The following is an 11,633-nucleotide window of genomic DNA, read 5'->3' as shown; positions in this document are numbered from 1 at the left end:
GAGCGATCGGCCTCCCCGGAAGTGCTTCTTCAGCCTGACGAGAATATCTTCTCCCGCCAGGCCAGTCACAACATACAAGCAGCGACCGCAGCTCGCGATGCGCCGCGCGGGCGGCGCTCGATCTCAAGTTCACACGATCGGTATGGCTTAAAGCCCAGCCCGACGCACATGCTTGACCAACACTTTCTCCAGCAACTCCCACATCGCCGGGTCGGTGCTGAACGCCACGTTGAAGCGCATCCAGCCGGTGGCTTTGGCATCGACCATGAACAACTGCCCAGGCCCGAGCATGATGCCTTTCTCCAGCGCGTCGTCCAGCAATGCCGCGCTGTCCGGGAGTGCCGGATGGCGGGTCCAGATGTACATGCCTTCGTCGGATTCGATGAACAATTCGAAGCCCAATCGATGCAGATGCCGACCAACTTCCTGATGTGCTTCGGCCAGGCGCTGGCGCAGACGCTTGAGATGCTTGCGCCAGCGGCCGTCGATCACCGCGGCATAGACCACACGCTCCATCACCTGCGATGTGGTCAGGCCCGAACGCATTTTCAGCTGCAGCAGCTTCTGCATCAGCTCGGGGTTGGCCAGCATATAGCCGACGCGCACATTGGGCGAAATGCTCTTCGAGTAGCTGCCTACGTACACCACCTGCTGCAGGTGGTCGAGGCTGGCCAGGCAGGGCTGCGGCTCGGCGACCATGTCGGCGTACAGGTTGTTCTCGACCAGGCGGAAGCCGTGCTGGCTGGCCAGCTGCAACAGCCGGTGCAGCTGCGGCAGCGGGGTGCGCGAGCAGGTCGGGCTGTGCAAATGCGGCTGGGTGAAGAACGCCGTCGGGCGGTGATGGGCGAGCAACTGCTCCAACTGGTTCAGGTCGTAGCCCGCCGGGGTACGCGGGACGCCGACCAGCGTCGCGCCCTGGGTACGCAAGATGCTCATCAGGTTCGGGTAGCCCGGGTCGTCCACCAGTACCACGTCCCCCGGCCGGACCAGCGTGCGTGCGGCCAGGTCCAGCGCCTGGCTGGCGCCGTGGGTCAGCATCAGCTGCGCCGGGTTGGCCACTATCGACAATTCCTGCTGCAGGTTCTGCGCGGTCAGTGCACGCAGCTCCGGCAGGCCCATGGGGTCGCCATACCCCGACAGTTCCAGCGGGCTGCCAGCCACCTGGCGCAGGCCACGGCGCAGGCCCTCTTCGTACATCCAGTCGTTGGGCAGCCAGCCACATCCGGGTTTGTAGGGCAACTGACGGATCTCGAAGATCTGTTGCAGGTACCACTCGGAGTTGAACGTTGGTCGACTGGTGTCGGCCTCGGCGTTGTGCTGATCCAGCAGCTCGGCTGCCGCGCGGTTGACGAAAAAACCTGCATTGCCCCGGCTCACCAGCAAGCCCTGGGCCACCAGGCGATCGTATGCCTCGACCACGGTGAAGGTACTCACCGAGTAGCTCGCGGCAAAGGCGCGAATCGAGGGCACCTTGGCGCCAGGCTTGAGGGTCTGGTTATCGATCAGCTCGCGCAGCGCGTCGATGATCTGGTTCACCAACGGGGTCGAGGAGTCTGGATGTAGTTCGAGCATTCGGGGCCTTCAGGGTGCGTATCGCCAGGCAATTGCAGGGTGTACTGCATAGGCGACCTGTACAGTGCAGTGCGAGTTTGATGCCACTGTGCATGGCTCTCTGCGTCGGACATTTTTACATTAGGTGTCAGATATCGCCACCAATAGCATGTTCAGTTCGCGCCAGGCGCCAGCCCTGGGGCGCGTCAGCAGGCCGCCATGGAAGGCCTGCGTGTGTTCGCGCACACCATCCTGCCCGCATTAGCACTGATGTACAGGTGAAACCGCCAGCCATCGGGGTTTCACGGTTTTCCTTGGATAAAAAGAAGCACGGGGTACACAACTGATGGACGCAACATCCACTACCACCACCGCGAAAAGCGGGCACGAGAGCAAGCTCAGTGCCTCGCTGAAGTCGCGCCACCTGACGATGATGTCGATCGCCGGGGTTATTGGCGGCGCCTTGTTCGTCGGTTCCGGCAGCGTGATCCACAGCGCCGGCCCAGCCGCTGTCCTGGCCTATCTGGCAGGCGGCATCCTGGTGGTGCTGATCATGCGCATGCTCGGTGAAATGGCGACTTCCTCGCCTGATACCGGCTCGTTCTCCACTTACGCCGACCGCGCCATCGGCCGCTGGGCCGGCTTCACCATTGGCTGGCTGTACTGGTGGTACTGGGTCATTCTGATGGCCTGGGAAGCTTACGTAGCCGGCAAGATCCTGCATGGGTTCTTCCCGGATGTGAGCGTCAACGTGTTCGTGCTGGCCACGACCCTGTTGCTGATCACCGTCAACTTCTTCAACGTCAAGCACTACGGTGAGTTCGAGTTCTGGTTCGCCCTGATCAAGGTGATCGCGATCGTCTGCTTCCTGATCGTGTGTACCGCTGCGGTAACCAATGTCTGGCAATTCGGTGAAGTGCGTGGCATCAGCCACCTCACCGCCGAAGGGTTCATGCCCAACGGCATTACCACGGTCATCGGCGCCTTGCTGGGGGTGATGTTCGCCTTCCTCGGCGCAGAAATCGTCACCATTGCCGCTTCTGAAGCCAAAGACCCTGCTGCTCAGATCGTCAAGGCGACCAACTCGGTGGTGTGGCGGGTGTGCCTGTTCTACGTCGGTTCGATCTTCCTGATCGTCTGCCTGGTACCGTGGAACGACCCGCACCTGGGGGTTTCCGGCTATGGCGCCTACCGCCGTACCCTGGAGCTGCTGGGCGTGCCGTACGCCGAGCTGCTGATGAACTTCGTGGTACTGACCTCGGTCAGCAGTTGCCTGATCTCGGGCCACTACACCGCTTCGCGCATGCTGTTCTCGCTGGCCCAGCGGGGCGATGCACCGTCGTTCTTCAAGATCACCCGCGCCGGCACCGGTATACCGGTGTACGCGATCATGGGTTCGTGCGCCGTGGCTGTGGTCTGCGCGTTGATCAACTTCAGCGAGACCCTGCGCCCGAAAGACGTGCTGGAAACCCTGATGAACACCACTGGCATGATTGCCCTGCTGGTGTACCTGGTGATCGCTTTCTCGCAGCTGCGCATGCGCCGCAAGCTGATCGCCGAGGGCAAGGAAGTGCGCCTGAAGATGTGGCTGTTCCCCTGGCTGACCTACCTGGTCATCGCCTTCATCGTGGCGGCACTGGTCACCATGGCCTTCATGCCTGACTACCAGATCCTGGTGATCTCCACCGGTGTGGCGGCGGCCATCGTGGTGGCCATGGGTGTGGTGCACCAGATCCGCTCTGGCAGCAAGCAGCACTAAGCGTCACTCGCGCTTGGAAACGGCCGGCTCCCGTGTGGACCCGGCCGTTTCGCGTTGTTGGGCCTGGGTTTTTTCAGCGGGCATGTGAAAGCGCTGGTTCATCCACGGTGAGCCGAGCAGGGCGGCGGCCGCGATCAGGGCCAGGATGGCAATGGCGATATAGGTTTTCAGGTGGGTGCGCATACAGCAGATGACCCTGCACCCAGCCAGACAGTTCATTGCGTGTGCCGCAACGAACGCGCCGGCCGCCACATGGCGTATGCTCCACCTATCACCCGCCTGGAGGAGCTGCACATGGCCTGGTCCGCCACCCAGTATTCGCTGTTCGAAGACGAACGTACCCGCGCCGTGCGCGACCTGCTCGCCGCCGTGCCGTCACGCCCGGTACGCCACGCCACCGACCTGGGTTGCGGCCCTGGCAATTCCACCGAGGTACTGCTGCAACGTTACCCCGATGCCCAGGTAACGGCGCTGGACAGCGACCCGGACATGATTGCCAAGGCCCGGGAACGCAAGCGCTTGTGCATCCCCCGGGTGCGCACGGTGGTTGCCGACATCAGCGGCTGGTCGGCCCCGGAGCCGCAGGACCTGATCCTTGCCAACGCCTCCCTGCAGTGGGTGCCCGAGCATGCCAAGCTGTACCCGCACCTGGTGCGCCAGTTGAGCGAAGGCGCCAGCCTGGCGGTGCAGACCCCGGACAACCTCGATGAGCCGGCCCACCGGCAATTGCGCGAGATTGCCAGCCAGGGCCCGTGGGCCGCGAAGTTCGCCGACCTGCAACTGCCGCCACGGCACGGGGCGGCCTTTTACTACGACCTGCTCAGCCCGCTGTGCGCGCGGGTCGATGTATGGCGCACCACCTATCACCACCCGCTGGTGGGCGGCGCCGAGGCGGTGGTGGAGTGGTTCAAAGGCTCGGCTTTGCGCCCTTACCTGGCCAGGCTCGATGAGCGCGCGCAGGGTGATTTCCTGCAGATGTACCTGCAGGCCATGCAGCGCGACTATCCGCCGGCCACCGATGGCAAGGTGCTGTTGCCGTTCCCGAGGCTGTTCGTGATCGCTACGCGCTAGGGGCAGTTCAGCGCCAGGCGGCTGCCAGGGCGGCAGGCAAGCGGATCGAGGCTGATGAGATTTCTTGTCGAACCCATGCGCGAGGGCGTATAAACTGCACCCACTTTTGGCCGGTCGCTTCCTGAACCGGCCGCTGAAACAAAGAGAGTCGACATGGGCGCACAGTGGAAAGCCAAGCATAGAGAAACAGCTGCCAATGCCAAGGGCAAGATCATGGGCAAGCTGGCCAAGGAAATTCAGATTGCGGCCAAATCTGGCGCCGACCCGGACATGAATCCGCGCCTGCGTCTGGCCATCGTCCAGGCCAAGAAAGCCTCGATGACCCGTGAAACCCTGGAACGTGCCATCAAGAAAGGCGCTGGCCTGGACGGCGAGGCCGTGCAGTACCATGCCGTCAGCTACGAAGGGTTTGCCCCGCACCAGGTGCCGCTGATCGTCGAGTGCCTCACCGATAACGTCAACCGCACCGTTGCGCAGATCCGCGTGCTGTTCCGCAAGGGCCAGCTGGGCGCCAGCGGTTCGGTGACCTGGGACTTCAACCATGTCGGCCTGATCGAAGCCACCCCCGAAGGCGATGCCGACCCGGAAATGGCCGCGATCGAAGCCGGCGCCCAGGACTTCGAAGAAGGTGAAGAAGAGGGCTCGACCCTGTTCATTACCGACACTACCGACCTGGACGCGGTGCAGAAGGCCCTGCCCGAGCATGGCTTCACCGTGACCTCGGCGAAAATCGGCTATACCCCGAAAAACCCGGTGAGCGCGGCCAGCCTGAGCGCCGAAGCGCTGGCTGAGGTTGAAGCGTTCCTCGAAGCGATCGACGAGAACGATGATGTGCAGAATGTTTATGTTGGTCTGACCGACTGATCTGTGCAATTGGGGCCGCTTTGCGGCCCATCGCGTCGCAAGGCCGCTTCTGTAGGCGCGGGCTTGTGTCGCGAAACGAGGGCGAAGCCCTCGCAGCGGTCCGGAGCCGAACCCGATGAACCCCACCTTCGCCTCCCTCAGCCTCGCCCACCTGCGCACCCTCGACCACCTGCTGCAGCTGAAGAACCTCAGCCACGCTGCCGAGCGCCTCGGCGTCAGCCAGCCGGCCCTCAGCCGCCAGCTGGCCCTGCTGCGCGAAGCGTTCGGCGACCCCTTGCTGGTCCGCCAAGGCCGTGGCTACGTGCTCAGCGAACACGCCGAAACCTTGGTCGAGCCCCTGCGACAAGTGCTTGAAGAGCTGCAGGCCCTGCGTCAGCCTGCAGTCTTCGACCCGGCCCGCTGCGAGCGGCGCTTCTGCCTGGCTGCCTCGGACTACGTGGCCGAACACATGCTGCCGTTGCTGGTGGCTGCGCTGGAACAGGAAGCGCCGGGGGTTTCCCTGGAATACCGCACCTGGCAGGCCGGCCAGTACGCCTTGCTGGCCAGCGGCGAGATCGACCTGGCGACCACGCTGTTCGACGAGTCGCCACCCAACCTGCACGGGCGCCTGCTGGGTGAGGACCGCGCGGTGTGCCTGATGCGCCGCGATCATCCGTTGACGGCGCAAGCCACCCTCAGCCAGGCGGACTACCTGGCGCACAAGCACGTGCGGATTTCCGGTGGCGGCGACAAGGACAGCTTCATCGACCGCCACCTGCGCGCCCAGGGCCTGCAGCGGCGGGTCAGCCTGGAGGTGCCGTTCTTCTGCGCCACGGTCAAGGTGGTTGCCGGCAGCCAGGCCGTGGCCACCGTCCCCGAGCACATCGCCCGGCAACTGAGCCGCTTGCATGGCCTGGCTTGGCGACCGCTGGGCTTTATCGACCATAGCCAGCGCTACTGGGTGGTGTGGCACCAGCGTTTGCAGGCCTCGGCCGAGCACCGCTGGTTACGCAACCGGGTATTCGAGTTGTGGCGCCAGTCGCAGTTCGGCGTGCAGGGTGGGCATGCGCGTTTGCCATAGCAACTATGCGCGACATGGGGTTATTCGTCTGGGCATAGGCGCCTAGACTGGGGGCATTGTGTCGCCTGCGCTGGCCCTGTCCAAGCCAGCGTCCTGTTCTGTGGGCGCTGGCTTGCCTGCGATAGGGCCATAACAGGCTACGGATGACCCAAAGGAGAGCCCGCGTGACCCCTGAACAATTCCGCCAATACGGCCACCAGCTGATCGACCTGATCGCCGACTACCGCCAGACCGTGGGCGAGCGCCCGGTCATGGCCCAGGTCGAACCCGGTTACCTCAAGGCCGCCTTGCCAGGGCAAGCCCCCCAGCAAGGTGAACCCTTCGAGGCCATTCTCGACGACGTGAACGCACTGCTCATGCCTGGCCTGTCCCACTGGCAGCACCCTGACTTCTATGGCTACTTCCCCTCCAATGGCACCTTGTCCTCGGTACTGGGTGACTTCCTCAGTACTGGCCTGGGTGTGCTGGGCCTGTCATGGCAGTCCAGCCCGGCCCTGAGCGAACTGGAAGAAACCACCCTCGACTGGCTGCGCCGGTTGCTGGATTTGTCCGGCCAATGGAGCGGGGTCATCCAGGACACCGCCTCGACCAGCACCCTGGTGGCGTTGATCAGCGCGCGCGAACGCGCCACCGGTTACGCTTTGGTGCGGGGTGGCCTGCAGGCCGAAGCCAAGCCATTGATCGTGTATGTCAGTGCCCACGCCCACAGCTCGGTGGACAAGGCCGCGCTGCTGGCCGGTTTCGGGCGTGGCAACATCCGCCTGATCCCCACCGACGAACACTACGCGCTGCGGCCGCAGGCCTTGCAGGCGGCCATCGAGCAGGACCTGGCTGCCGGCAACCAGCCCTGCGCCGTGGTGGCCACCACCGGCACCACCACCACCACAGCCCTGGACCCGCTGCGCCCGATCGGCGAAATCGCCCAGGCCCACGGCCTGTGGCTGCACGTCGACTCGGCCATGGCCGGTTCGGCGATGATCCTGCCGGAATGCCGCTGGATGTGGGACGGCATCGAGCTGGCCGACTCGGTGGTGGTCAACGCGCACAAGTGGCTGGGCGTGGCGTTCGATTGCTCGATCTATTACGTGCGTGACCCGCAGCACCTGATCCGGGTGATGAGCACCAACCCCAGCTACCTGCAGTCGGCAGTGGATGGCGAGGTGAAGAACCTGCGCGACTGGGGCATCCCGCTGGGGCGCCGGTTCCGTGCGTTGAAACTGTGGTTCATGTTGCGCAGCGAGGGCGTGGAAGCGTTGCAGGCGCGGCTGCGACGCGACCTGGACAATGCCCGCTGGCTGGCAGGGCAGGTCAGCGCTGCGCAAGGTTGGGAGCTGTTGGCGCCCGTGCAGTTGCAGACCTTGTGCATTCGTCATCGGCCGCAGGGGCTGGAGGGCGAGGCGTTGGACACGTACACCCAGGCTTGGGCGCAGCGGCTCAACGCCAGCGGTCATGCCTACGTGACCCCGGCGACGCTGGATGGCCGCTGGATGGTACGGCTGTCGATCGGCGCCTTGCCGACCGAGCGGGGCGATGTGGAGCGGCTGTGGGCGCGCTTGCAGGGCGTGGTTCAGGGCTGAAATGGCTGGGGCCGCTTTGCGGCCCCGCGCCTGTCAGTGGCTTACCGCCTGGACGCTGCCTTTGCGGCTGGCTTCATAGGCTTCCTTTTCCATCGGCTTGGCCTGCGGGTTACCCAGGTCTTCCATCGCCAGGCGATGGGTTTCCGGGGCAATGTAGGCCGCCAGGGCACACACGCAAGTGATGAAGAACGCCAGCCCACCGACCACCAGCGGGATGTTGTCCGAGCCGGGTGGCGCAACCAGGGCGAACAGCGCCGGCAACATGGCAGTCAGCATGGTGCCGATGTTCTGCGCAATGGCCATGGCCGAAACGCGGTAGCGGGTTTGGAACAACTCAGGGTAGAAGCTTGGGAATACCGCGTTGTAACCCTGGTAGACCATGCCCCACATGACGATCGAGGTGATGAATGCCAGTGGCACGTTCTGAATGCTGATCGCATACAGGTAGACGAACGCCAGCAGGCCCGAGCCCAGGCAGCCGGCAATCATGGTCGGGCGGCGGCCGATCTTGTCCGACAGGTTGCCGACGAACGGAATCACCAGTACCGCGACGATGTTGCCGACCACGGGGATCCACAGGTAGACGCTCTTGTCGAAGCCGATGCCATAGGCCGGCTGCACCGCGTAGGCCGCACCGAAGATGGTGGCGACTACCGGAATCACGTTCATCAGGGCCATGAACATCACCAGCACCATGTGCTTCCAGCTGTGGCGGAACGCTTCGCTGATCGGCGACTTGGCCACTTTGTCCTGTTTCTCTTCCTTCACGAATGCCGGGGTTTCATGCACTTCCTTGCGGATGATGAAACCGGCGATCAGCACGATGGCGCTCATCAGGAAGGGAATGCGCCAGCCCCAGTCATTGAAGGCCTCGCTGGGCATGAAGTACGCCAGTGGCAGGAAGACCGCCGCTGCCATGACCTGGCCCGCCTGTACACCCTGCAGGGTAAAGCTGGCGTAGTAGACCCTTCGGCCGAAGGGCGCGTGCTCCATGATCATCGAACTAGCGCCGGAGATTTCCCCGGCCACGGCGAAGCCCTGGATCAGGCGCAGCACCACCAGCAAGGCCGGTGCCAGGAAGCCGATGTCGTGGTAGGTGGGCAGCAGGCCCACGGCCATGGTCGACAGGCCCATCAGGAACATGCACAGCAGCAACACGTTCTTGCGGCCACGGGTATCACCCCAGTGGCCCAGCACGAAGGCGCCCACCGGGCGGGCCAGGTAACCCACGCCATAGGTGGCCAGCGAAGCGATGATGGCCATTTTCGGGTCGGTGTTGGGGAAGAAGATCTGCGGGAAAATCAGTGCAGCGGCCTGGGCATAGATGAAAAAGTCGTAGTACTCGAGTGCCGAGCCTATCCATCCACTGGCGGTCGCTTTTTTTGCTTGCGAGCTGGAGTGAGCCATCGTTGTCTCCGTTGTTATTGTTGTTTGCGCAGGTTCCGCCAGGGGTGTTTGCCAAGGCAGGAGGGAGCGGTCGGTGTGCCTGCGTCTGTGGATCATGTTGACCACGGGCCAGTTGACTGGCAATTCGCTAAAACGGGTTTTGTGCGATAATCGAACGCAAAACTAACCATTCCGTACAAAGAGATTGAAGCAGCGACTCTACCTGCGAATAATCGATCGTGCCATAAACTCTGACAGGTCTTTCTGCCTGTCTGGCACTGTATACCTTCCAAACAACAAGGAACTCCCGCCATGCAGCGTTCGATCGCTACCGTGTCCTTGAGCGGCACCCTGCCGGAAAAGCTCGAAGCCATCGCCGCCGCCGGTTTCGACGGCGTCGAGATCTTCGAAAATGACTTGCTCTACTATGCCGGCAGCCCCCGCCAGGTGCGGCAGATGTGCGCCGACCTGGGTATTGCCATTACCTTGTTCCAGCCGTTTCGTGATTTCGAAGGCTGCCGCCGCGACCGCCTGCAGAAAAACCTGGACCGCGCCGAGCGCAAGTTCGACCTGATGCAGGAGCTGGGTACTGACCTGGTGCTGGTGTGCAGCAACGTCCAGGCCGATGCCCTGGGCGATGAACAGGTGCTGGTCGACGACCTGCGGCTGCTTGCCGAACATGCTGGCAAGCGTGGCCTGCGTATCGGCTACGAAGCGCTGGCCTGGGGCCGCCACGTCAACACCTACCAGCAGGTCTGGAACCTGGTGCGCCAGGCTGACCACCCGGCCCTCGGGGTGATCCTCGACAGTTTCCATACCTTGTCGCTGAAGGGCGACCCGCGCGCGATCCGCGACATCCCTGGCGACAAGATTTTCTTCGTGCAGATGGCTGACGCACCGATCCTGGCGATGGACGTGCTGGAGTGGAGCCGCCACTTCCGCTGCTTCCCGGGGCAAGGCGAAATGGACATGGCCGGCTTCCTCGCGCCGATCCTGGCCACCGGCTACCGTGGCCCGCTGTCGCTGGAAATCTTCAATGACGGCTTCCGTGCAGCGCCCACCCGGCAGAACGCCGCCGACGGCCTGCGCTCGTTGTTGTACCTGGAAGAGCAAACCCGGCTGCGCCTGGAACAGCAAAATACCCCGATCGAGCCTGGCGTACTGTTCACCCCGCCCGCGGCCAGTCGTTATGACGGCGTCGAGTTCCTGGAATTTGCGGTCGATGAGGCCGTTGGCGCGCGCCTGGGCAGCTGGCTGAAGCGGCTGGGCTTTGCCGAAGCGGGCAAGCACCGCAGCAAGGAAGTGCAGCTGCTGCGCCAAGGCGATATCAACATCGTGCTGAACGCAGAGCCTTACTCCTTTGGCCACAACTTCTTCGAAGCCCATGGCCCGTCATTGTGCGCCACCGCGCTGCGGGTCAAGGACCAGCAGGCTGCGCTCAAGCGTGCCACTGCCTACCGTGGCCAGCCGTTCCGCGGCCTGGTCGGTCCCAACGAGTGCGAGGTGCCAGCGGTACGCGCACCCGATGGCAGTCTGTTGTACCTGGTAGAGCAGGGCACCGCCGGGCATACCCTGTATGACACCGACTTCAGCTTGGACCCGAGCGTGACCGCCACCGGTGGCCTGCGCCGCATCGACCACATGGCCCTGGCGCTGCCAGCCGAGTCGCTGGACAGCTGGGTGTTGTTCTACAAGAGCCTGTTCGATTTCGCCGCCGACGACGAGGTGGTGCTGCCCGACCCGTACGGCCTGGTCAAGAGCCGCGCCCTGCGCAGCCAGTGCGGCACCTTGCGCCTGCCGTTGAACATTTCGGAAAACCGCAACACCGCCATTGCCCATGCGCTCTCCAGCTACCGCGGTTCCGGGGTGCACCATATTGCCTTCGATTGCGACGACATCTTCGGCGAAGTGGCGCGCGCCAAGCTGGCCGGTGTGCCGTTGCTGGAAATTCCGCTGAACTACTATGACGACCTGGCGGCGCGCTTCGATTTCGACGACGAGTTCCTCAGCGAGTTGGCTTACTACAACGTGCTCTATGACCGCGACGCCCAGGGTGGCGAGCTGTTCCATGTGTACACCGAGCCCTTCGAAGAGCGCTTTTTCTTCGAGATCATCCAGCGCAAGGGGGGTTATAGCGGCTACGGTGCGGCTAACGTCGCGGTGCGCCTGGCGGCCATGGCCAAAGCCCGGAGCGGCGCGGTGCGCAAGCCGGTGCTCTGACTACGCGGTGCCCTGGAGCCTGGGCGTCAGTCATCTCGCGGCGGCGCTCGATGGCGCCGCTGCGTACTGCGTCAATCCAGGCCTGGGCATTGTGCTGCCAGCTGTCGAGCAAAGCGTCTTCAGGGGCGCGCCGGTTCATCTGTGT

The 11,633-nt window shown here is 63.7% G+C and carries 9 protein-coding genes and 1 pseudogene; 6 read left to right on the top strand and 4 right to left on the bottom strand.

Annotation, left to right across the window (positions count from 1 at the left end):
• Positions 1 to 147 precede the first annotated feature (147 nt).
• The gene (locus tag B3361_RS19010) at positions 148 to 1,572 is read right to left on the bottom strand and encodes a PLP-dependent aminotransferase family protein (RefSeq protein WP_054881119.1); all 1,425 of its coding nucleotides are present in this window, start codon (positions 1,570 to 1,572) and stop codon (positions 148 to 150) included.
• A 325-nt stretch (positions 1,573 to 1,897) separates the two neighbouring features.
• On the opposite strand from B3361_RS19010, the gene B3361_RS19005 reads away from it, so the two are divergent.
• Positions 1,898 to 3,310 (top strand): amino acid permease, encoded by a 1,413-nt coding sequence (locus tag B3361_RS19005; protein ID WP_286920315.1) that lies wholly within the window; start codon positions 1,898 to 1,900, stop codon positions 3,308 to 3,310.
• 3 nt (positions 3,311 to 3,313) lie between these two features.
• Here B3361_RS19005 and B3361_RS19000 read toward each other — a convergent pair whose 3' ends face one another.
• Entirely contained in the window at positions 3,314 to 3,493 is a 180-nt protein-coding gene (locus tag B3361_RS19000; protein WP_054903809.1) for a hypothetical protein, read from the bottom strand.
• 111 nt (positions 3,494 to 3,604) lie between these two features.
• On the opposite strand from B3361_RS19000, the gene tam reads away from it, so the two are divergent.
• The 4 genes from tam to B3361_RS18980 all read left to right on the top strand — a co-directional run bounded on the left by tam (position 3,605) and on the right by B3361_RS18980 (position 7,882).
• The gene (gene tam, locus B3361_RS18995) at positions 3,605 to 4,381 is read left to right on the top strand and encodes a trans-aconitate 2-methyltransferase (RefSeq protein WP_054903810.1); all 777 of its coding nucleotides are present in this window, start codon (positions 3,605 to 3,607) and stop codon (positions 4,379 to 4,381) included.
• Positions 4,382 to 4,534: 153 nt separating this feature from the next.
• A complete protein-coding gene (locus tag B3361_RS18990; RefSeq protein ID WP_009685578.1) occupies positions 4,535 to 5,245 on the top strand; it encodes a YebC/PmpR family DNA-binding transcriptional regulator in 711 nt (236 codons plus the stop codon).
• A gap of 115 nt (positions 5,246 to 5,360) precedes the next feature.
• Positions 5,361 to 6,305, top strand: coding sequence for a LysR family transcriptional regulator (locus B3361_RS18985; RefSeq protein WP_054903811.1), 945 nt, complete (start codon positions 5,361 to 5,363; stop codon positions 6,303 to 6,305).
• 164 nt (positions 6,306 to 6,469) lie between these two features.
• On the top strand, positions 6,470 to 7,882 hold the full coding sequence (locus B3361_RS18980; protein ID WP_054903812.1) for a DOPA decarboxylase: 1,413 nt from the start codon (positions 6,470 to 6,472) through the stop codon (positions 7,880 to 7,882).
• Between the two features lie 33 nt (positions 7,883 to 7,915).
• On the opposite strand, the gene B3361_RS18975 is transcribed toward B3361_RS18980, so the two are convergent.
• The gene (locus B3361_RS18975; RefSeq protein WP_286920314.1) at positions 7,916 to 9,289 is read right to left on the bottom strand and encodes an MFS transporter; all 1,374 of its coding nucleotides are present in this window, start codon (positions 9,287 to 9,289) and stop codon (positions 7,916 to 7,918) included.
• A 291-nt stretch (positions 9,290 to 9,580) separates the two neighbouring features.
• On the opposite strand from B3361_RS18975, the gene quiC reads away from it, so the two are divergent.
• Positions 9,581 to 11,488, top strand: a complete 1,908-nt coding sequence (quiC, locus tag B3361_RS18970; RefSeq protein WP_054903813.1) for a 3-dehydroshikimate dehydratase QuiC — start codon at positions 9,581 to 9,583, stop codon at positions 11,486 to 11,488.
• Positions 11,489 to 11,513: 25 nt separating this feature from the next.
• Here quiC and B3361_RS18965 read toward each other — a convergent pair.
• Positions 11,514 to 11,627: pseudogene (locus B3361_RS18965) on the bottom strand (class I SAM-dependent methyltransferase); the annotation flags it as partial.
• Positions 11,628 to 11,633: the final 6 nt, after the last annotated feature.

This window comes from Pseudomonas sp. UBA6699 (assembly GCF_002454615.1).
Classification (GTDB): domain Bacteria; phylum Pseudomonadota; class Gammaproteobacteria; order Pseudomonadales; family Pseudomonadaceae; genus Aquipseudomonas; species Aquipseudomonas juntendi.
Note: the sequence above shows the minus strand (reverse complement) of the source record. Positions and strands in the feature narration are given on the sequence as shown.

Excerpts from the sequence above, each read along its gene's own strand:
- B3361_RS19005 (WP_286920315.1), top strand. The coding sequence starts at position 1,898 with ATGGACGCAACATCCACTACCACCACCGCGAAAAGCGGGCACGAGAGC.
- quiC (WP_054903813.1), top strand. The coding sequence starts at position 9,581 with ATGCAGCGTTCGATCGCTACCGTGTCCTTGAGCGGCACCCTGCCGGAA.
- B3361_RS19010 (WP_054881119.1), bottom strand. The coding sequence starts at position 1,572 with ATGCTCGAACTACATCCAGACTCCTCGACCCCGTTGGTGAACCAGATC.
- B3361_RS18985 (WP_054903811.1), top strand. The coding sequence starts at position 5,361 with ATGAACCCCACCTTCGCCTCCCTCAGCCTCGCCCACCTGCGCACCCTC.
- B3361_RS18990 (WP_009685578.1), top strand. The coding sequence starts at position 4,535 with ATGGGCGCACAGTGGAAAGCCAAGCATAGAGAAACAGCTGCCAATGCC.
- tam (WP_054903810.1), top strand. The coding sequence starts at position 3,605 with ATGGCCTGGTCCGCCACCCAGTATTCGCTGTTCGAAGACGAACGTACC.
- B3361_RS19000 (WP_054903809.1), bottom strand. The coding sequence starts at position 3,493 with ATGCGCACCCACCTGAAAACCTATATCGCCATTGCCATCCTGGCCCTG.
- B3361_RS18975 (WP_286920314.1), bottom strand. The coding sequence starts at position 9,289 with ATGGCTCACTCCAGCTCGCAAGCAAAAAAAGCGACCGCCAGTGGATGG.